Raw genomic sequence first — 19421 nt, 5'->3', positions numbered from 1 at the left:
CTCCTGCGCTGATTGCGTATACGTAAAAGGCTCACGGCCATTAAGCTTCAGTTCAGACGGGCGTGATATTTCATCCGCCTGTTTTGACCCGAGCCCACCCGAATGCGTCGATTTGCCCGTCCCAAATCCCTGATTCTGATTCTGTTGGTGGTCTTGCTGATCGCGTTGATAGCGATCGCCCAGTACATGCGCCTGTTCGAGCGCACCTGGTTCAATCTGCATGCGCTGTGGCAGCCGGTGAGTTCCCGGTCCATGGGGCTGGACCAGTACCAGGTCGTGACCGAAGCGCAGGTGATCGATGGCCTGGCCGACAACGTTTCGGCGCTGACCTACGATCCCGTGCGCAAAAGCCTGTTCACCGTCACCAACAAACGGAGCGAGCTGGTCGAGTTGTCCCTCGACGGCAGGATCTTGCGTCGTGTGGCGCTGGTCGGTTTCGGTGATCCGGAGGCGGTGGAGTTCATCAGCGAAGACATCTACGTGGTCACTGATGAAAGCCAGCAGCGGCTGATCAAGATTCGTCTGGAGCAGGACACCACCTTCGTCGATGCGGCAGACGCCGAGCAGATGACCATTGGCGTACACATGGGCGGCAACAAGGGCTTCGAGGGCCTGGCCTACGACTCTGTGGGCAAGCGCCTGTTCGTCGCCAAGGAGCGCAACCCGATGCTGATCTACGAGGTGCACGGTTTTCCGCGCTTCAATCCTGAAGAATCCTACTCGGTGCACGTGATCAACGACCCCAAGCGTGATGCCGGGATGTTCGTGCGGGATCTGTCGAGCCTGCAATACGACGAGCGCAGCGGGCATTTGCTGGCGCTGTCGGATGAGTCGCGATTGATTCTGGAGCTGGATGTGGGCGGGCGTCCGCTGAGCACAATGTCATTGAGCAAGGGGCGCCATGGCCTGCAAAAAACCGTGCCGCAAGCGGAGGGGCTCGCCGTGGACGACGACGGTGCGTTGTACCTGGTGAGTGAGCCGAACCTGTTCTACGTGTTCAAGAAACCCACGCAACTCTAACCAGCACCACAAAACAAATGTGGGAGCGGGCTTGCTCGCGAAGGCAATCTGTCAGTTGACATCTCTATCGACTGACACGACCCCTTCGCGAGCAAGTCGGATCGCCGCACCGCCGCTCCCACAGGTATTTCGTCTGCCCGCAAACAGGTGGGCAAACTGGCTTACTCGGCGCGCAGTGTCTTCACGCCTTCGCTCGTACCCAGCAACAACAGATCCGCCGGACGTGCCGCGAACAAACCGTTGGTGACCACGCCGACGATCGCATTGATCTGCGTTTCCAGTTCCACCGGATTGGTGATCTGCATGTTGAACACGTCGAGGATGATGTTGCCGTTGTCGGTCAGCACGCCTTCACGGTAAACCGGGTCGCCACCGAGCTTCACCAGTTCGCGGGCCACGTGGCTGCGGGCCATCGGGATCACTTCCACCGGCAGCGGGAAAGTACCGAGGACCGGCACCAGCTTGCTGGCGTCGGCGATGCAGATGAAGGTCTTGGCCACGGCCGCGACAATCTTCTCGCGGGTCAGGGCCGCGCCGCCGCCCTTGATCAGGTTCAGGTGCTCGTCGCTTTCATCAGCGCCGTCGACATAGAACTCCAGGTCGCTGACGGTGTTCAGTTCGTACACCGGAATCCCGTGGCCCTTGAGGCGTGCGGCGGTGGCTTCGGAGCTGGCGACAGCGCCGTCGAATGCGCCCTTGTGCTTGGCCAGCGCGTCGATAAAGCAATTGGCGGTGGAGCCGGTGCCGACCCCGACGATGCTCTTGTCGTCGAGTTTCGGAAGGATGAAGTCGACGGCGGCCTGAGCCACTGCCTGTTTGAGTTGATCCTGGTTCATGCGGGCTCCGGGGTGCCGAGGAGGGGACGAAAGGCCGGCATTATAGCCCTAAGCGGGGCTAAAACCTCTGCATTCGTATGGTCGTACAGTTGAAAGCCGGGTTAGACTCCTTGGTCCTGCCCAACCCGCTCAGTGATGCTTTCCGATGCTTGAACAGTACGTCAAAAAGATCCTCACCTCGCGCGTTTATGACGTTGCCGTAGAAACCCCGCTGCAGACTGCCCGCCAGCTCTCCGAGCGGCTGGGCAACAGCATTTGGCTCAAGCGCGAAGACTTGCAGCCGGTGTTCTCGTTCAAGATTCGCGGCGCCTACAACAAGTTGACCCAGTTGAGCGACGAAGAACGCGCTCGCGGCGTGGTCACCGCGTCGGCGGGCAACCATGCCCAGGGCCTGGCCCTGGCGGCCAAGGTGTTGGGCGTGAAAGCGACCATCGTCATGCCCAAGACTACCCCGGAGATCAAGGTCGAAGGCGTGCGCTCCCGTGGTGGCAAAGTGGTGCTGCACGGCGATTCGTTCCCGGAAGCCCTGGCCTACTCGCTGAAACTGGTCGACGAAAAAGGCTACGTCTACATTCACCCGTACGACGACCCCCACACCATTGCCGGGCAGGGCACCGTGGCGATGGAGATTCTGCGCCAGCATCCGCAGCCACTGGATGCGATTTTCGTCCCGGTGGGCGGCGGCGGCCTGATCGCCGGCATCGCCGCTTACGTGAAGTACCTGCGCCCCGACATCAAGGTCATCGGCGTCGAACCGGATGACTCCAATTGCCTGCAAGCCGCCATGGCGGCGGGTGAGCGTGTGGTACTGCCGACCGTAGGCCTCTTCGCCGACGGCGTGGCGGTGGCCCAGATTGGTCAGCACACCTTTGACATCTGCAAAGACCATGTCGACGAAGTGATCACCGTCAGCACCGACGAAATCTGCGCGGCGATCAAGGATATCTACGACGATACCCGCTCGATCACCGAACCTGCCGGCGCCTTGGGCGTGGCCGGGATCAAGAAGTATGTCGAGCAGCGCGGCGTCAGCGGCCAGACCTTCGTGGCCATCGACTCCGGGGCCAACGTTAACTTCGATCGCCTGCGCCATGTCGCCGAGCGTGCGGAGCTGGGTGAGGGTCGCGAAGCAATCATCGCCGTGACCATTCCCGAGAAACCGGGCAGCTTCAAGGCGTTCTGCGAGGCCATCGGCAAGCGTCAGATCACCGAATTCAACTACCGCTACAACACCGGCAGCGAAGCGCACATCTTTGTCGGCGTGCAGACCCACCCGGAAAACGACCCGCGCAGCGCGTTGATCGCCAGCCTGAGCGAGCAGGGTTTCCCGGTGCTGGACCTGACCGACAACGAACTGGCCAAGCTGCACATCCGCCACATGGTGGGTGGCCGTGCGGCGCATGTGGTCGATGAAGTGATCCTGCGTTTCGAATTCCCGGAGCGTCCGGGCGCGCTGTTCAACTTCCTCAACAAGCTTGGCGGGCGCTGGAACATCTCGATGTTCCACTACCGCAACCATGGCGCGGCCGATGGCCGTGTCGTCGCGGGCCTGCAAGTGCCTCACGACGAGCGCCACCTGGTGCCGGCGGCGCTGGAAGAAATCGGTTACCCATACTGGGACGAAAGCGACAACCCGGCCTATCAGCTGTTTCTTGGCTGAACGGCTACGCTGACGGGCAAGGCAATAAGGAAATCTGACAATGGAAACGTTAACTGCCCTGAAAGCGGCGCACATGGTGGCAACGGTTGTACTGCTGGCTTGTGCGCTGGGGCTGGGAGCCTGGGTTTTGCTTGCGCGGCGCAAGGGTGACGCGACGGCGGGTAGTCGAACCTTGCAGCGGCCAAGGGTATTTGTCTGGCTGCTGATGGGCCTGGCGCTGCTGAGCATGCCGTTTACCGGCTGGTGGATGGTGCACCTGGTGGGCTGGCCGCTGGGGCAAGCCTGGTTGCTGGTGTCGAGCGTGCTGTACACCGTGGCGGCGCTGGCGTGGTTCTGGCTGCTGGTGCGGCTGAACAAGCTGCGCAAGACACCGGGTGGTGTGGGGAAATTCACCTTTGCCTTGGCGTTGTTCAGTTTTGTCTGTCTTGTGGCCATTGCCGGGTTGATGGGTGCCAAGCCTGTTTGACCCAAAAAGATCGCAGCCTTCGGCAGCTCCTACAGGTGTGCGCGCGATACCTTGTAGGAGCTGCCGAAGGCTGCGATCTTTTGATTTATCAATCGCGCAACGAAATCACCGGCCAACCCCGCTTCTCGGCCTCGGCCCGCAGATTCGGGTCCGGATCAACCGCCACCGCATGAGTCACCTGCTCCAGCAACGGAAAATCATTCATCGAGTCGCTATAGAAGTAGCTGTCTTCCAGCGTAAACCCGGTTTCCTCCAGCCAGCGATTCAAGCGCGTCACCTTGCCCTCGCGAAAGCACGGCACGTCGGTGCTGCGCCCGGTGTAGCGGCCGTCGACCATTTCGCATTCGGTGGCGATCAGGGTTTCGACACCCAGGCGCTCGGCAATCGGCCCGGTGACGAAGCGGTTGGTCGCAGTGATGATCACCAGTTTGTCGCCGGCCGCGCGGTGCTTGGCCAAAAGCTCGATGGCTTTGGGCAGCAGGATCGGTTCGATGCAGTCGCGCATGTAATCGCTGTGCCATTGAGCCAGCGTGGCCATTTCGGTGCGGCCGAGGACTTCCAGGCAGAAGTTCAGGTAAGCGGCGTTATCCAGTTTGCCGGCCAGGTAATCCTGGTAGAACGCATCGTTGCGTGCCTTGTAGGCGACGGCGTCTAGAAAGCCGCGCTCGCACAGGTAATCGCCCCAAGCGTGATCGCTGTCACCGCCCAGAAGGGTGTTGTCCAAATCGAATAAAGCCAGGCGCATTACAGTTACCCGCTGAAAAGTCAGTAAAAAGGCGACAAGAATACGGTCTTTTCACAAGAGTGCACATAAGGTAGGAACCTTCGTTGCCGCCTTCACAACCTTTGTGGAACAATGCGGCGACATGCGTTTGCGAGGTTGTTGCCGTGATCGACCCCGATGGTTTTCGCCCCAATGTCGGGATCATTCTGACGAATGACGCCGGCCAGGTGCTATGGGCTCGCCGAATCAATCAAGATGCCTGGCAGTTTCCGCAGGGGGGAATCAACCCCGAAGAGACGCCGGAAGACGCCTTGTACCGCGAGCTGAACGAAGAAGTGGGCCTTGAACGCGAAGATGTTGAAATTCTCGCCTGCACCCGGGGCTGGTTGCGCTATCGTTTGCCGCAACGTCTGGTACGTACCCACAGCCAACCGCTGTGCATCGGCCAGAAACAGAAATGGTTTCTCCTGCGCCTGATCTCCAACGAGCAGCGGGTGCGGATGGATTTGACCGGTAAACCGGAATTCGATGGCTGGCGCTGGGTCAGCTATTGGTATCCGTTGGGCCAGGTGGTGACATTCAAGCGCGAGGTGTATCGACGCGCTCTCAAAGAGCTTGCCCCGCGCCTTTTAGCGCGCGACTGACGACGGAGTTCGACCCCGAGCCATGCTCAATACGCTGCGCAAGATCGTCCAGGAAGTTAACTCCGCCAAGGATCTCAAGGCGGCGTTGGGGATTATTGTGTTGCGCGTCAAAGAGGCCATGGGCAGCCAGGTCTGCTCGGTCTACCTGCTTGATCCGGAGACCAACCGCTTCGTGCTGATGGCCACCGAGGGCTTGAACAAGCGCTCGATCGGCAAGGTCAGCATGGCGCCCAACGAAGGTCTGGTGGGTCTGGTCGGCACGCGTGAAGAACCCCTGAACCTCGAAAACGCCGCGGACCACCCGCGCTACCGCTACTTCGCCGAAACCGGTGAAGAGCGCTACGCCTCGTTCCTCGGTGCGCCGATCATTCACCACCGCCGCGTCGTCGGCGTGTTGGTCATCCAGCAAAAAGAACGTCGCCAGTTCGATGAGGGTGAAGAAGCCTTCCTCGTGACCATGAGCGCGCAGCTCGCCGGTGTTATCGCCCACGCCGAAGCCACCGGTTCGATCCGTGGCCTCGGTCGCCAGGGCAAGGGCATCCAGGAAGCCAAGTTCGTCGGCGTGCCGGGTTCGCCGGGTGCCGCGGTCGGTACGGCGGTAGTCATGTTGCCCCCGGCCGATCTGGACGTGGTGCCGGATAAGGCCATTTCTGACATCGACGCCGAGCTCAAGCTGTTCAAGACCGCCATCGAAGGCGTACGCGCCGACATGCGCGCGTTGTCGGCCAAGCTCGCCACCCAGCTGCGCCCCGAAGAACGGGCCTTGTTCGACGTCTACCTGATGATGCTCGACGATGCCGCGCTGGGCAGCGAAGTCACCACCGTGATCAAGACCGGCCAGTGGGCCCAGGGCGCGTTGCGCCAGGTGGTCACCGATCACGTCAATCGTTTCGAATTAATGGACGACGCCTACCTGCGCGAGCGTGCCTCGGACGTCAAGGACCTCGGTCGGCGCTTGCTGGCTTATTTGCAGGAAGAGCGCCAGCAAACCCTGGTCTACCCCGACAACACTATTCTGGTCAGCGAAGAACTGACGCCGGCGATGCTCGGCGAGGTGCCGGAAGGCAAGCTGGCCGGCCTGGTGTCGGTGCTCGGTTCCGGTAACTCCCACGTCGCCATCCTCGCCCGCGCCATGGGCATTCCGACCGTGATGGGCCTGGTCGACCTGCCGTACTCCAAGGTCGACGGCATCCAGATGATCGTCGACGGCTACCACGGCGAGGTCTACACCAACCCGAGTGAAGTGCTGCGCAAGCAGTTCGCCGAGGTGGTCGAGGAAGAGAAACAACTGGCCCTGGGGCTGGATGCGCTGCGCGACCTGCCGTGCGTGACAGTCGATGGCCACCGCATGCCGCTGTGGGTCAACACCGGCCTGCTGGCGGATGTGGCGCGCGCGCAGAAGCGCGGTGCCGAAGGCGTGGGTCTGTACCGCACCGAAGTGCCGTTCATGATCAACCAGCGTTTCCCGAGCGAAAAGGAACAACTGGCGATCTACCGCGAACAGCTGTCCGCGTTCCACCCGCAACCGGTGACCATGCGAACCCTGGACATCGGCGGCGACAAATCGCTGTCGTACTTCCCGATCAAGGAAGACAACCCCTTCCTCGGCTGGCGCGGCATTCGCGTCACCCTTGATCACCCGGAAATTTTCCTGGTGCAGACCCGCGCCATGCTCAAGGCCAGTGAGGGCCTGAACAACCTGCGCATCCTGCTGCCGATGATTTCCGGCACCCACGAGCTGGAGGAAGCCCTGCACCTGATCCACCGTGCCTGGGGTGAAGTGCGTGACGAGGGCTGCGACGTACCGATGCCGCCGATTGGCGTCATGATCGAGATTCCGGCGGCGGTGTACCAGACCAAGGAACTGGCGCGGCAAGTGGACTTCCTGTCGGTCGGCTCCAACGACCTGACCCAGTACCTGTTGGCCGTGGACCGCAACAACCCGCGGGTGGCCGACCTCTACGATTACCTGCACCCGGCGGTGCTGCAGGCGCTGCAGAATGTGGTGCGTGATGCCCACGCCGAAGGCAAGCCAGTGAGTATCTGCGGTGAAATGGCCGGTGATCCGGCGGCGGCGGTGCTGTTGATGGCGATGGGGTTCGACAGTTTGTCGATGAACGCCACCAACTTGCCGAAAGTGAAGTGGATGCTGCGCCAGATCAACCTGAGCAAGGCCAAGGAGCTGCTGGCAGAGCTGATGACCATCGACAACCCGCAAGTGATTCACAGCTCGTTGCAGCTGGCGCTGAAGAATCTCGGGTTGGCGCGGATGATCAATCCGGCAGCAATCAAGCCCCTCTAAAACGCTGACGGCCCCTGTGGCGAGGGAGCTTGCTCCCGCTGGAGTGCGAAGCGCTCCTAACTCCGGCTAATGCGGTTTTTCAGAAAAACTGTGGTAGCTGGATTGCGACTGCTTCGCAGCCGAGCGGGACGGTGCGGCGATCCGACAAGCACCCTCGCCACAGGGCCACGTCAGATCAAATTTTGAGTTCCACTTCTCCAAGATGCCCACCAAACGGCCCGAAACTCCTTTCGACCATATGCAGCGCTCCATCCGCCTGCACAATCAACGCCGTACTCGCCCGCGTTCCATAGCTCTGGCTGGCAATGAACACGCTCGACAGCAGCGTCTCGGTGGCCAGCCCGACACCGGTATCCGGCAACTCGGCAAACGGCGCGGTCTGCGCATCGCTCAATAACGCCAGCAGCGCCTGCGGCTGCGGATCATCCAGCACCTCGCTCAATGCAGCCTTGGCCTTGAGCAACTTCGGCCACGGCGTATCCAGCCCGGCGTTCGACACGCCGTAGACTCCCGGTTGCAGCATCACGGCTTGCGTTTCCCGGGCGTTGAAGTGCCAGAGCTCGTTCCTGTTGCCAACCAGTAGATTGAAACCGCCATATTCAAGCGAACGTCGGACAACGTCGGCCAAATAGTCATCAATCGAGCAGTCGCCATTGAGAAATCGCGCGACCAGCTCCCCACGAGACTTGCGCCCCGGTGGCCGATGGGGATCGCGGATGTTGGTCAGCGCCGCAAAGCGTCCGTTGGCACCGATACCGAGCCAGGTGCCACCGGCCTCGAGGTCGCGCCCCGCATGCACGTGCGGCGCTTCGGGCCATGGCGCCAGGGGCAGGCTGGGGCGGGCGTAGAATTCATCGCGATTGGCCGCCACGACCAGCGGCTGGGCATGACCCGGGCGCCAGGCAAAAACAATCAGGCACATCAGGCTGTCCTTGTGTGTTTTTTGCTCACTCTACGCAGACATCGCTCATCGATCCATCGCCTTGCGCAGTGGAGCTTGAGGCCATGCATCCGTTACCATGCCGCTCCGGTTTTGGGGATGCGGGCGGGACGACCATGGAATTTCTGCTCTATCTGGCGCTCGGCGCCTGTGCAGGTGTACTCGCCGGGCTGTTTGGCGTGGGTGGCGGGATTATCATAGTCCCGGTGCTGGTGTTCAGCTTCAAGGCCCAAGGGTTCGATCCGTCGATCCTCACGCACCTGGCAGTGGGTACGTCCCTGGCGACGATCATCTTTACCTCGGTAAACGCGGTACGCGAGCATCATCGCCGTGGCGCCGTGCGTTGGCCGATCTTCATGTGGATGACCGTCGGTATTCTGCTCGGAGCCGGGTTCGGCGCGCTGACGGCCGAAGCGATTTCCGGCCCCAACCTGCAGAAGCTCATTGGTGTATTCGCCCTGGTGATCGCCGCTCAGCTGGCGCTGGAGATCAAACCCCAGGCCAGCCGAACCGTGCCGGGCAAACTCGGTCTGACCGTGGCCGGCAGCGTGATTGGCTGGGCTTCGGCGATTTTCGGCATTGGCGGCGGTTCGTTGACCGTACCATTCCTGACCTGGCGCAGCGTGCCGATGCAGCAAGCGGTGGCCACTTCATCGGCCTGCGGTCTGCCGATTGCCCTGGCCAGTGCACTAAGTTTCATGATTCTGGGCTGGCACGATCCGTTGCTCCCGGCCCATAGTCTCGGTTTTATCTATTTGCCGGCGTTGCTGGGCATTGCCCTGACCAGCATGGTGTTCGCCCGCTTGGGCGCGCGATTGGCCCACAGGTTGTCGCCGAAGTTGCTGAAACGGCTGTTTGCCGCTTTGCTGTTCTGCGTCGGCCTGAACTTTCTAGTCTGAAGCATCTGCTCTGACGGGCAGCGCAATCCTGGCTTAATCCTGAGGTGGCAGCGTCGCCCGGGAATTTTTAAGATTTGAACTCTAACGAGGAGTCGCAATGCTGCCTTACCCGCAGATCGACCCGGTGGCCCTGGCCATCGGTCCGCTGAAAATCCACTGGTACGGCTTGATGTACCTGATCGGCATTGGTGGCGCCTGGCTGCTGGCGTCCCGCCGCCTGAACCGCTTCGACCCGACCTGGACCAAGGAGAAACTCTCCGACATGGTGTTCTGGATGTCGATGGGGGTGATCGTCGGCGGACGTCTGGGTTATGTGCTGTTCTACGATCTGAGCGCTTACCTGGCCAACCCGATGCTGATTTTCGAAGTGTGGAAGGGCGGCATGTCGTTCCACGGCGGTTTCATCGGCGTGATGCTGGCGGCATTGTGGTTCGGCAAGAAGAACAACAAGTCGTTCTTCCAACTGATGGATTTCGTTGCGCCGATGGTGCCGATTGGCCTGGGCGCCGGGCGTATCGGCAACTTCATCAACGCCGAGTTGTGGGGCAAGGCGACCGATGTGCCATGGGCGATGGTCTTTCCGACCGATCCGGCGCAACTGGCGCGTCATCCGTCGCAGCTGTACCAGTTCGCCCTCGAAGGCGTGGCACTGTTCCTGATTCTCTGGCTGTTCTCGCGCAAGCCACGGCCGACCATGGCGGTATCGGGGATGTTCGCGCTGTTCTATGGCATCTTCCGTTTCATCGTCGAGTTCGTCCGCGTACCGGACGCCCAGTTGGGCTATCTGGCCTGGAACTGGCTGACCATGGGCCAGGTACTGTGCGTGCCGATGATCGTCGGCGGGCTGTTCCTGATCTGGCTGGCGTATCACCGCGCCCCGGCAACTCCAGCGGCAGCCGTATAAAATTCGAACCCCGGGGCTACGGTCCCGGGTTCAAGGACACAGGTAATTCATGAAGCAATATCTCGAACTGGTCGCCCACGTCATCAAGAACGGCACCAAACAGGCCAACCGTACCGGCGTGAACACCATCAGCTTTCCCGGTGCGATGCTGCGTTATGACCTGCAGGAAGGTTTCCCGGCGATTACCACGCGCAAGATGGCGTTCAAGTCGGCCATCGGCGAAATGTGCGGATTCCTGCGTGGCGTGAACAACGCTGCCGAATTCCGCGCCCTGGGCTGCAAGGTCTGGGACCAGAACGCCAACGAAAACGCCCAGTGGCTGGCCAACCCGTTCCGTCAGGGCGAAGACGACCTCGGCGAAATCTATGGCGTGCAATGGCGCAAATGGCCTGCGTACAAGCAGATCCCGGTCAGCAACCCGGCTGCCATCGAGCAGACCCTGAAGCAAGGCTATCGCCAGATTGCCGAAGGCGAAGAAGACGGCCAGGCCTATGTGGTGCTCTACAAGGCCATCGATCAGGTTCGCCAGTGCGTCGACACCATCATCAAGGACCCGGGCAGCCGCCGCATCCTGTTCCATGGCTGGAACTGCGCCCAGCTCGATGAAATGGCCTTGCCACCGTGCCACCTGCTGTACCAGTTCCACCCGAATGTCGAGACCAGGGAGATTTCCCTGACCCTCTACATCCGCTCCAACGACCTGGGCCTGGGCACGCCGTTCAACCTCACCGAAGGTGCTGCGCTGTTGAGCCTGATCGGTCGCCTGACCGGCTACACGCCGCGTTGGTTCACCTATTTCATCGGTGATGCCCACGTCTACGAAAACCACCTGGACATGCTCAACGAACAGCTCAAGCGCGAGCCGTTCCCGATGCCGAAACTAGTGATTTCCGAGCGTGTGCCGGAGTTTGCCAAGACTGGCGTGTATCAGCCGGAATGGCTGGAGCTGGTGGAGCCGAGCGATTTTTCGCTGGAAGGTTATGAACACCACGCGCCGATGACCGCGCCGATGGCGGTCTGAAGCGCACCATCGAACCCAATGTGGGAGCGGCGGTGCGACGATTCGACTTGCTCGCGAAAGCGGTCTGTCAGTGAAATCTATATCAACTGACACGGCCCCTTCGCGAGCAAGTCGAATCGTCGCACCGCCGCTCCCACATTGGGTTTTGCGGTGTGCTTAGTGGCCGTGACTACGGCCAACATGAGAATGCTCCACCTCCGTCGCCGCCACCCCGCCGCTCACTTCCAGGCGCTGCAAAATCCCGCATTGGTCAATCTTCGGCCCCTCGCCGCAGCGTTGGCGCAGGTCGAGCAGCTGTGTCTGCAAGGCCAGCAAGCCGTCGATCCGCGCCTTGACGTGGTGGATGTGCTCGTCGATCAGCGCATTAACGCTTTCACACTGATCCTGCGGACTGTCGCGAAACGCCAGCAGGCTGCGGATTTCTTCAAGTGTCATGTCGAGGGTGCGACAGTTGCGGATGAATGTCAGGCGCTCGGCGTGGGCCTGGGTATAGACGCGATAATTGCCGTCACTGCGGGCCGGTTCCGGCAGAAGGCTCTCGCGCTCGTAGTAGCGGATCGTTTCCACGGCGCAGTCCGTGAGTTTCGCCAATTCTCCAATTTTCATGACGCCAATCTCCAAAACTCCGGAATGGGTGCTTGACCCTATAGTGGCTACAGGGTCTTTACTTGGCAACAGGCACTCTTATGGACGCAACCAATGAGCGATTCCCTGCATTCCCACAAACCCGAGGCTGGACACGAGCACAGCCACAAGCTCAAACCCGTGAAAAAACATGACCACGGCGGTCATGGCGACGCCTGTTGTTCATCTAAAGCGGCAGCGCCTGCGCTGGTAAAACTGAGCGAATTGCCGACGCCCGGGGCCCGACTGAGCCGTTTTCGCATCGAGGCGATGGACTGTCCAACCGAACAGACGCTGATCCAGAATAAGCTAAGCAAACTGACCGGCGTGCACCAGTTGGAGTTCAATCTGATTAATCGGGTGCTCGGCGTGACCCACGATTTTCCTGGAGTCGAGCCGATCGTCGAGGCCATCAAGTCCTTGGGCATGCAGGCCGAACCGCTGGAACAGGGTGCTGAAGCCCCGACGCCGGCGCCTGGGAAAAAGCCGTGGTGGCCCTTGGCGCTATCCGGTGTTGGTGCATTGCTGGCAGAAGTTATCCACTTCACCGGCTTCGCGCCGAACTGGGTGGTGGCGGTTATAGCGCTGGTCTCGATCCTCAGCGGTGGCCTTGGTACATACAAAAAAGGCTGGATTGCCCTTAAAAACCGCAACCTGAACATCAACGCCCTGATGAGCATTGCCGTGACCGGCGCGGTGCTGATCGGCCAGTGGCCGGAAGCGGCGATGGTGATGTTCCTGTTCACCGTGGCCGAGTTGATCGAAGCCAAATCCCTCGACCGTGCGCGCAATGCCATCAGCGGTTTGATGCAAATGACCCCGGACACGGCAACGGTGTTGCAGGCTGACGGGAGCTGGCTTGAGCAGGATGTCGAAAACATCGGGCTTGGCGCGCGGGTACGGGTGCGCCCCGGTGAGCGTATCGGCCTGGACGGTGAAGTGCTGTCCGGTCGCTCGACCATCGACCAGGCGCCAATCACCGGTGAAAGCCTGCCGGTGGAAAAAACCGTCGGCGACAAAGTGTTCGCCGGGACCATCAATCAGGCAGGTTCGCTGGAGTACGCGGTGACCGCCGTGGCGGATAACTCGACCCTGGCCCGCATCATCCACGCCGTCGAGCAGGCCCAAGGGGCGCGGGCGCCGACCCAGCGTTTCGTCGACAGTTTCTCGAAAATCTACACCCCGGCGGTGTTTGTCCTGGCTCTGGCCGTGGCGGTGATCCCGCCATTGTTCATGGGCGAGTTGTGGTTCGACTGGATCTACCGGGCGTTGGTGCTGCTGGTGGTGGCCTGCCCCTGTGCGCTGGTGATTTCCACGCCGGTGACCATCGTCAGCGGCCTCGCGGCGGCGGCGCGCAAAGGCATTCTGGTCAAGGGCGGCGTCTATCTGGAGGGCGGTTACAAGCTCGATTACCTGGCCCTGGACAAGACCGGTACCATCACTCACGGCAAACCGGTGCAGACCGATTACCTGTCGCTGGACCCGACCGCCGACGACTCGGCGCCCGCCATTGCCGCCGCGCTGGCCGGGCGCTCGGATCACCCGGTCTCCCTGGCCATCGCCAAAGCGGCTGTGGATAACCAGACCGCGATGCTGATTGTGGATAACTTCGAAGCGCTTGGCGGGCGCGGGGTGCGCGGCGAGATCAACGGCCAGCTCTACCATTTGGGCAATCATCGACTGGTGGAAGATCTGGGCCTGTGTTCGCCGGCGCTGGAGGAAAAGCTGTTTGCCCTGGAAAAACAGGGAAAGTCGGTGGTGTTGCTGCTCGATTCGTCCGGCCCGTTGGCGCTGTTTGCCGTGGCGGACACGGTAAAGGAGTCAAGCCGCGAGGCTATCCGGCAGTTGCATGACCTGGGCATCAAGACCCTGATGCTCACCGGCGATAACGTCCACACCGCGCAAGCCATTGCCGTGCAAGTCGGCATCGACGAAGCCCGGGGCGACCTGTTGCCAGGCGACAAATTGCAGGCTGTCGAGGAGCTTTACGCCCAAGGGCATCGGGTCGGCATGGTCGGCGATGGCATCAACGACGCCCCGGCCCTGGCGCGTTCCGAAATCGGCTTCGCCATGGCCGCCGCGGGTACCGATACCGCAATAGAAACCGCCGATGTCGCCCTGATGGACGACGATCTGCGCAAAATCCCGGCGTTCATTCGACTGTCTCGGCAGACCTCGACCATCCTCAAACAGAACATCGCCCTGGCTTTGGTGATCAAGGCGATCTTTCTTGGGGTAACCTTCGCCGGGGTCGCTACCATGTGGATGGCGGTGTTCGCCGACATGGGCGTGAGTCTGCTGGTTGTGTTCAACGGTTTGCGCCTGCTGCGCAAGTAAAGGATGAGGGGCGGGTGTGCTGAGTGCCGAGCTGAAGGCGTTTTATATGGTGGCCCGCCTGGGCAGCATTACCCAGGCTGCCAAAAAGCTCGGCCTGAGCCAGCCGACGGTGACGACGCAGATCCGCAACCTCGAAAGTCAGTATTCGGTCGAGCTGTTCTACCGTGGCGGCCGGCGTCTCAGCGTCAGCGAGGAGGGCGCGCGGCTGCTGCCGATGGTCAAGGAGCTGATGCAGCAGGAAGCCGACATCGAGTTTTTCCTGCGTAACTGCGGTCAGGTCCAGGGCACGTTGCGCATAGCCGCCACGGCGCCGTATTACATTCTCGACCTGGTGAAAACCTTCCGCGAACGCCTGCCGCAGGTTGAGGTTTCGGTGGAAATCGGCAACTCCCAACAGGTGCTTGAAGCGCTGGAGGATTACCGGGTCGATGTCGCGGCCTCGTCGCAGTTGCTTGACGACGCGCGACTGGTTCGCCGGGTGCTCGGTAGCGATCCGCTGGTGCTGGCGGTGCATCGCAATCATCCGCTGGCGGTTCACGATCACGTGCCGCTCGGCGCCTTGGCCGGGCACACCTTGCTGATGCGCGAACCGGGCTCGACCACCCGTCGTTTGACCGAAGAGTTGCTGCTCAGCGCTGGCGTGTGTTTCGGCCCGCTGCTGGAGATCGGCAGCCGCGAATCGATTCGCGAAGCGGTGCTGCGCAACATCGGTATCAGCATCATTGCCCGACAGGAAGTGCCCCATGATCCGCAGCTGCGAGTGCTGACCATCGAGAACGCACCGCAGATACCCGAATACCTGTATTGCCTCAAGGAGCGCAAAAACGCGCGGCTGCCGGCGGCGTTTCTGGGGTTGGCGCAGGAAATGGCTCCGGCTTGAATTAAAAGATCGCAGCCTTCGGCAGCTCCTACAGGGGAATGTGTTCTGTGTAGGAGCTGCCGAAGGCTGCGATCTTTTTTCCAACCAAAATCCTTGAATACCACTATCGGCAGTTTTTGCCTTACTGCCACATGACGGACTCATTACAACTCTAGGATGGCCCCCATCTGCCAGATGAGGTCCGTCCATGAACAACTCGATTGCAACTGCCCTGACCAACCCCGGTGCACCGATGAAAGTGCGCGGCGTACAGAAGCGTTTTGGCGCCTTCACCGCGTTGGATAACGTGTCCCTCGACGTGGCGGCTGGCGAACTGGTGTGCTTGCTGGGCCCGTCGGGTTGCGGAAAGACCACGTTGCTGCGTTGCATCGCCGGTCTGGAAAAGCAGGACAGCGGCGAGTTGTACCTCGGTGATCGTGACGTTTCCCACCTGGCGCCCCAGGCGCGGGACTACGGCATTCTGTTCCAGTCCTACGCGTTGTTTCCCAATCTCACCGTCGAAGCGAACATTGCCTACGGCCTCGCCGGCAGCGGTCGCGACGAGGTGCGCCGTCGTGTCGGCCAGATGCTGGAACTGGTTGGCCTGAGTGGCAGCGAGAAAAAGTATCCCGGTCAATTGTCCGGCGGCCAGCAGCAGCGGGTTGCCCTGGCTCGCGCCCTGGCCCCGGCACCTTCGCTGTTGCTGCTGGACGAGCCGATGTCGGCCCTCGATGCCCGGGTGCGCGAGAATCTGTGTACCGAGTTGCGCCAACTGCAACGCAACCTTGGCATCACCACCTTGATGGTCACCCACAATCAGGACGAGGCCATGCTGATGGCCGACCGCATCGCCGTGATGAACAACGGCAAGGTCGAGCAGTACGCCACGCCGCAGGAAATCTACAACCGCCCGGCCACGCCGTTTGTTGCGGAGTTCGTCGGCCAGGGTAATTGGCTACCCTTCCAGCGCAGCGGCGACAGCCACGCCCAGGTCGGCGGGATGAACATGCGTCTGGCCGATGGCAGCGCCAAGACCGCGTCGGGCCGCTTGTTCTGCCGTCCGGAAGCGATCAACGTCAACCCGCTGGTGCACGAGGAAAACCTGTTCCCGGCCAAGGTTCGCGAGATCACCTTCCTCGGCAACCGCTGCCGCATGAGCTTTGAACTCGATCATTTGCCGGGCCACGCCTTGCTGGCTGAACTGGCACCGGAAGCCATGCCGCGCCTGGGCGCCCAGCAGATCATGGTCGCCTTGCCGCCGCGCAGCCTGCAGGTATTTGCCTGATGAGCGCGAACATCGCCCTGCCGCTGCCGCACAAGCAGGTTCGGCAAACCACCCGCGCCGAGGTTGGTGACCGGTTGTTCGTGGTCGGTGGCAAAGTCCTCATGCTGGTGTTGTTGGGCGTTGCCGTATTGATGCCGTTGCTGGCGATCTTCTGGCGCGGTTTCAGCGCCGAAGCCGGGCAGGGTGGTGGCTGGGTCGCAGCGAAAGAGCTGGTGAGCAGCGAGAACTTCCATTGGTTGCTCGGTAACAGCCTGAAGGTTTCCCTCAGCGTCGCGGCCATTGTCGTACCGCTGGCCTACCTGTTTGCCTACGCCCTGCAACGCACCTTGATTCCGGCCAAAGGCATCTGGCGCGGTATTTCGCTGTTGCCATTGATGGCTCCGTCGATGCTGCCGGGGATTGCGCTGGTTTACCTGTTCGGCAACCAGGGCATGTTGCGTGGCCTGCTTTCGGACAACATCTACGGCTTCTGGGGCATTGTGCTCGGCGAAGTCATCTACACCTTCCCACACGCCTTGATGATTCTGCTGTCGGCCCTGTCCCTGGCCGATGCGCGACTGTTCGATGCTGCCTCCAGCATGGGAGCCAGCCCGGCCAAAGCCTTCCGCAGCATCACCTGGCCGGCGACCCGACAGGCTGTGTTCGCTGCGTTCTGCCTGGTGTTCACCCTGACCATCACCGATTTCGGCGTGCCCGTGGTGGTCGGTGGCGACTATCAAGTGCTGGCGCTGGAAGCCTACAAGGCGGTGGTCGGCCAGCAACAGTTTGGTCGCGGGGCGTTGATCGGCATGGTGCTGTTGCTGCCGGCGCTCTTCAGTTTCGGGGTCGATGCCTGGTTGCGTCGGCGCCATGGCGACTCCATGAGCGGTCGCGCCCAAGTGTTCAAGCCTTTGCCGTCGAAGCTGCGCGACAGCTGCTACCTGGTCATCGTCCTGCTGATCTGCGCCGCGTTGCTGCTGGTGTTCGGCATGGCGGTGTTCTCGTCCTTGGTGAAGTTCTGGCCGTACAACCTGTCGCTGTCGCTCAACCACTATCAGTTCAACGAAACCGCCGGCGGTGGCTGGCTGGCCTACGGCAACAGCCTGAAGATGGCCCTGGGCACGGCGTTGATCGGCAGCCTGCTGATTTTCACCGGCGCCTACCTGATGGAAAAAACCAAGGGCCAGCGCGGCCTGAACCTGAGCTTGCGCATGCTCAGTTTCGTCCCGATGGCGGTACCGGGACTGGTGCTTGGGCTGGGTTACGTCTTCTTCTTCAATCTCACTGGCAACCCGCTGCATGTGCTGTACGGGACCATGACCCTGCTGATCGTCTGCACCATTGCTCACTATTTGACCACCGCACAAATGACCGCCACCACCGCGCTGCGTCAGCTCGACGCCGAGTTCGAAGCCGCCGCGCTGTCGCTCAAGGCGCCGCTGTATCGCCATTACCTGCGGGTCACCGTGCCTATCTGCCTGCCGGCACTACTGGACATCGTGCGCTACCTGTTCGTCTCGGCCATGACCACCGTTTCGGCGGCGATCTTCCTCTACAGCCCCGACACCATCCTCGCGGCGGTGGCGGTACTGAACATGGACGACGCCGGCAACGTCGGCGGTGCGGCAGCGATGTCGACGCTGATCCTGATTACCTCGGCGGGCGTGTCTCTGCTGCTGGCCTGGGCCTCGCGCGGTTTGCTGCGCCGCTCCCAAGCCTGGCGGCAGACGGCGCCCGGTCATTGAATCTGCACAACCCCTCAACTCAAAAACAGGAAAAGATCATGTTCAAGCCTATGGCCCTGGCCGCTGCTGTCCTCACCGCTTTCAGCCTGAACGCCTTTGCGGCGAAAACCGAGTTGACGGTGTACACCGCCCTCGAAGCCGAACAACTGAAGACCTACAAAGAAGCTTTCGAAAAGGCCAACCCGGACGTCGAAATCAAATGGGTGCGTGATTCCACCGGCATCATCACTGCCAAACTGCTGGCCGAAAAAGCCCGTCCGCAGGCTGACGCCGTGTGGGGCCTGGCAGCTTCCAGCCTGGCGATCCTTGATCAGCAAGGCATGCTGCAAAGCTATGCACCGAAAGACCTGGGCAAGATCGGCGCCAACTACCGCGACGCGGCCAACCCACCAGCCTGGGTCGGCATGGACGTCTGGGCCGCGACCATTTGCTTCAACACCGTCGAAGCCGAGAAGCAGGGCCTGAGCAAACCCGTGAGCTGGCAGGACCTGACCAAGCCTGAGTACAAAGGCAAGATCGTCATGCCGAACCCTGCCTCGTCCGGCACCGGTTTCCTCGACGTCAGCGCCTGGCTGCAAACCTTCGGCGAGAAGCAGGGTTGGGCCTACATGGACGGCCTGCACCAGAACATCGGCCAGTACGTTCACTCCGGTTCCAAGCCTTGCAAACTGGCGGCGGCTGGCGAATTCCCGATCGGTATTTCCTTTGAATACCCGGCCGTTCAGCTGAAACGCCAGGGCGCACCGCTGGACATCATCCTGCCGAAGGAAGGCCTGGGTTGGGAGATCGAAGCGACTGCGGTGATCAAGGGTACTGCCCACGAAGAAGCGGCGAAGAAACTGGCTGACTTCTCCGCCAGTCCAGAGGCGATGGAGCTCTACAAGGAAAACTTCGCCGTGCTCGCCCAGCCTGGCATCGCCAAGCCGCAGACCGAACTGCCGGCTGACTACGAACAGCGCCTGATCAAGAACGACTTCGCCTGGGCTTCGAAGAACCGCGACGAGATCCTGACCGAATGGCGCAAGCGCTATGACGGCAAGTCAGAGAAAGTGGCGGCCAAGTAAGGTCTTTATCGGCTGACAGGGCCTCTTCGCGAGCAAGCCCGCTCCCACATTGGAACGCATTCCCCTGTGGGAGCGGGCTTGCTCGCGAAGACGGTTTCACATTCAGGACAAG

The 19421-nt window shown here is 61.3% G+C and carries 17 protein-coding genes; 13 read left to right on the top strand and 4 right to left on the bottom strand.

What is annotated here, in order from left to right; genetic code table 11:
* The first annotated feature begins 102 nt into the window (after window positions 1–102).
* Window positions 103–1020 carry an SdiA-regulated domain-containing protein gene (locus ACM6G4_RS08695; RefSeq protein WP_414913491.1) on the top strand — a complete coding sequence of 306 codons (918 nt, stop codon included), beginning with the start codon at window positions 103–105 and terminating at the stop codon, window positions 1018–1020.
* A 161-nt stretch (window positions 1021–1181) separates the two neighbouring features.
* On the opposite strand, the gene rpiA is transcribed toward ACM6G4_RS08695, so the two are convergent.
* On the bottom strand, window positions 1182–1856 hold the full coding sequence (rpiA, locus tag ACM6G4_RS08690; RefSeq protein WP_046039153.1) for a ribose-5-phosphate isomerase RpiA: 675 nt from the start codon (window positions 1854–1856) through the stop codon (window positions 1182–1184).
* Window positions 1857–2001: 145 nt separating this feature from the next.
* Here rpiA and ilvA point away from each other — a divergent pair, with 145 nt between their 5' ends.
* Both ilvA and ACM6G4_RS08680 read left to right on the top strand, forming a co-directional pair.
* Window positions 2002–3516, top strand: coding sequence for a threonine ammonia-lyase, biosynthetic (ilvA, locus tag ACM6G4_RS08685; RefSeq protein ID WP_008048261.1), 1515 nt, complete (start codon window positions 2002–2004; stop codon window positions 3514–3516).
* A gap of 40 nt (window positions 3517–3556) precedes the next feature.
* Window positions 3557–3982 (top strand): DUF2269 domain-containing protein, encoded by a 426-nt coding sequence (locus tag ACM6G4_RS08680; protein WP_414913490.1) that lies wholly within the window; start codon window positions 3557–3559, stop codon window positions 3980–3982.
* 88 nt (window positions 3983–4070) lie between these two features.
* Here ACM6G4_RS08680 and ACM6G4_RS08675 read toward each other — a convergent pair whose 3' ends face one another.
* On the bottom strand, window positions 4071–4727 hold the full coding sequence (locus tag ACM6G4_RS08675; RefSeq protein ID WP_056726442.1) for an HAD family hydrolase: 657 nt from the start codon (window positions 4725–4727) through the stop codon (window positions 4071–4073).
* Window positions 4728–4870: 143 nt separating this feature from the next.
* Here ACM6G4_RS08675 and ACM6G4_RS08670 point away from each other — a divergent pair, with 143 nt between their 5' ends.
* Both ACM6G4_RS08670 and ptsP read left to right on the top strand, forming a co-directional pair.
* Entirely contained in the window at window positions 4871–5350 is a 480-nt protein-coding gene (locus tag ACM6G4_RS08670; RefSeq protein ID WP_003229203.1) for an RNA pyrophosphohydrolase, read from the top strand.
* Window positions 5351–5372: 22 nt separating this feature from the next.
* Entirely contained in the window at window positions 5373–7652 is a 2280-nt protein-coding gene (gene ptsP, locus ACM6G4_RS08665; RefSeq protein ID WP_056726443.1) for a phosphoenolpyruvate--protein phosphotransferase, read from the top strand.
* 175 nt (window positions 7653–7827) lie between these two features.
* Here the strand turns inward: ptsP and ACM6G4_RS08660 are convergent, their stop codons facing one another.
* Window positions 7828–8574, bottom strand: coding sequence for an NRDE family protein (locus tag ACM6G4_RS08660; protein ID WP_414913489.1), 747 nt, complete (start codon window positions 8572–8574; stop codon window positions 7828–7830).
* Window positions 8575–8708: 134 nt separating this feature from the next.
* Between ACM6G4_RS08660 and ACM6G4_RS08655 the strand changes: the two genes are divergently transcribed.
* The 3 genes from ACM6G4_RS08655 (at window position 8709) to ACM6G4_RS08645 (ending at window position 11416) form a co-directional block, all read left to right on the top strand.
* Window positions 8709–9491, top strand: coding sequence for a sulfite exporter TauE/SafE family protein (locus ACM6G4_RS08655; protein WP_414913629.1), 783 nt, complete (start codon window positions 8709–8711; stop codon window positions 9489–9491).
* A 97-nt stretch (window positions 9492–9588) separates the two neighbouring features.
* Window positions 9589–10395, top strand: a complete 807-nt coding sequence (lgt, locus tag ACM6G4_RS08650; protein WP_056726446.1) for a prolipoprotein diacylglyceryl transferase — start codon at window positions 9589–9591, stop codon at window positions 10393–10395.
* A gap of 49 nt (window positions 10396–10444) precedes the next feature.
* On the top strand, window positions 10445–11416 hold the full coding sequence (locus tag ACM6G4_RS08645; protein WP_414913488.1) for a thymidylate synthase: 972 nt from the start codon (window positions 10445–10447) through the stop codon (window positions 11414–11416).
* A gap of 156 nt (window positions 11417–11572) precedes the next feature.
* Here the strand turns inward: ACM6G4_RS08645 and cadR are convergent, their stop codons facing one another.
* Entirely contained in the window at window positions 11573–12022 is a 450-nt protein-coding gene (cadR, locus tag ACM6G4_RS08640) for a Cd(II)/Pb(II)-responsive transcriptional regulator (RefSeq protein WP_414913487.1), read from the bottom strand.
* Between the two features lie 93 nt (window positions 12023–12115).
* On the opposite strand from cadR, the gene ACM6G4_RS08635 reads away from it, so the two are divergent.
* The 5 genes from ACM6G4_RS08635 to ACM6G4_RS08615 all read left to right on the top strand — a co-directional run bounded on the left by ACM6G4_RS08635 (window position 12116) and on the right by ACM6G4_RS08615 (window position 19309).
* On the top strand, window positions 12116–14377 hold the full coding sequence (locus ACM6G4_RS08635) for a heavy metal translocating P-type ATPase (protein WP_414913486.1): 2262 nt from the start codon (window positions 12116–12118) through the stop codon (window positions 14375–14377).
* 16 nt (window positions 14378–14393) lie between these two features.
* Window positions 14394–15257, top strand: a complete 864-nt coding sequence (locus ACM6G4_RS08630) for a LysR family transcriptional regulator (RefSeq protein ID WP_414913485.1) — start codon at window positions 14394–14396, stop codon at window positions 15255–15257.
* Window positions 15258–15444: 187 nt separating this feature from the next.
* Window positions 15445–16521: a putative 2-aminoethylphosphonate ABC transporter ATP-binding protein gene (locus ACM6G4_RS08625; RefSeq protein ID WP_414913484.1), complete on the top strand. Its 1077-nt coding sequence runs from the start codon at window positions 15445–15447 to the stop codon at window positions 16519–16521.
* The gene (locus ACM6G4_RS08620; RefSeq protein ID WP_414913483.1) at window positions 16521–18245 is read left to right on the top strand and encodes a putative 2-aminoethylphosphonate ABC transporter permease subunit; all 1725 of its coding nucleotides are present in this window, start codon (window positions 16521–16523) and stop codon (window positions 18243–18245) included. The genes ACM6G4_RS08625 and ACM6G4_RS08620 overlap by 1 nt, the downstream gene beginning before the upstream one ends.
* Window positions 18246–18283: 38 nt before the next feature.
* A complete protein-coding gene (locus ACM6G4_RS08615; protein WP_414913482.1) occupies window positions 18284–19309 on the top strand; it encodes a putative 2-aminoethylphosphonate ABC transporter substrate-binding protein in 1026 nt (341 codons plus the stop codon).
* Window positions 19310–19421 lie beyond the last annotated feature (112 nt).

It is taken from the genome of Pseudomonas sp. IT-P258, assembly GCF_949767825.1.
Taxonomy (GTDB): Bacteria; Pseudomonadota; Gammaproteobacteria; order Pseudomonadales; family Pseudomonadaceae; genus Aquipseudomonas; species Aquipseudomonas monachiensis.
The sequence above is the reverse complement of the archived record's forward strand: the minus strand, read 5'-3'. Positions and strand labels throughout refer to the sequence as shown.

Coding starts and splice junctions, on each gene's coding strand:
- ACM6G4_RS08620 (WP_414913483.1), top strand. CDS start 16,521: ATGAGCGCGAACATCGCCCTGCCGCTGCCGCACAAGCAGGTTCGGCAA.
- ACM6G4_RS08645 (WP_414913488.1), top strand. CDS start 10,445: ATGAAGCAATATCTCGAACTGGTCGCCCACGTCATCAAGAACGGCACC.
- ACM6G4_RS08695 (WP_414913491.1), top strand. CDS start 103: ATGCGTCGATTTGCCCGTCCCAAATCCCTGATTCTGATTCTGTTGGTG.
- ilvA (WP_008048261.1), top strand. CDS start 2,002: ATGCTTGAACAGTACGTCAAAAAGATCCTCACCTCGCGCGTTTATGAC.
- ACM6G4_RS08635 (WP_414913486.1), top strand. CDS start 12,116: ATGAGCGATTCCCTGCATTCCCACAAACCCGAGGCTGGACACGAGCAC.
- lgt (WP_056726446.1), top strand. CDS start 9,589: ATGCTGCCTTACCCGCAGATCGACCCGGTGGCCCTGGCCATCGGTCCG.
- ACM6G4_RS08675 (WP_056726442.1), bottom strand. CDS start 4,727: ATGCGCCTGGCTTTATTCGATTTGGACAACACCCTTCTGGGCGGTGAC.
- ACM6G4_RS08660 (WP_414913489.1), bottom strand. CDS start 8,574: ATGTGCCTGATTGTTTTTGCCTGGCGCCCGGGTCATGCCCAGCCGCTG.
- ACM6G4_RS08680 (WP_414913490.1), top strand. CDS start 3,557: ATGGAAACGTTAACTGCCCTGAAAGCGGCGCACATGGTGGCAACGGTT.
- cadR (WP_414913487.1), bottom strand. CDS start 12,022: ATGAAAATTGGAGAATTGGCGAAACTCACGGACTGCGCCGTGGAAACG.
- rpiA (WP_046039153.1), bottom strand. CDS start 1,856: ATGAACCAGGATCAACTCAAACAGGCAGTGGCTCAGGCCGCCGTCGAC.
- ACM6G4_RS08655 (WP_414913629.1), top strand. CDS start 8,709: ATGGAATTTCTGCTCTATCTGGCGCTCGGCGCCTGTGCAGGTGTACTC.
- ptsP (WP_056726443.1), top strand. CDS start 5,373: ATGCTCAATACGCTGCGCAAGATCGTCCAGGAAGTTAACTCCGCCAAG.
- ACM6G4_RS08625 (WP_414913484.1), top strand. CDS start 15,445: ATGAACAACTCGATTGCAACTGCCCTGACCAACCCCGGTGCACCGATG.
- ACM6G4_RS08615 (WP_414913482.1), top strand. CDS start 18,284: ATGTTCAAGCCTATGGCCCTGGCCGCTGCTGTCCTCACCGCTTTCAGC.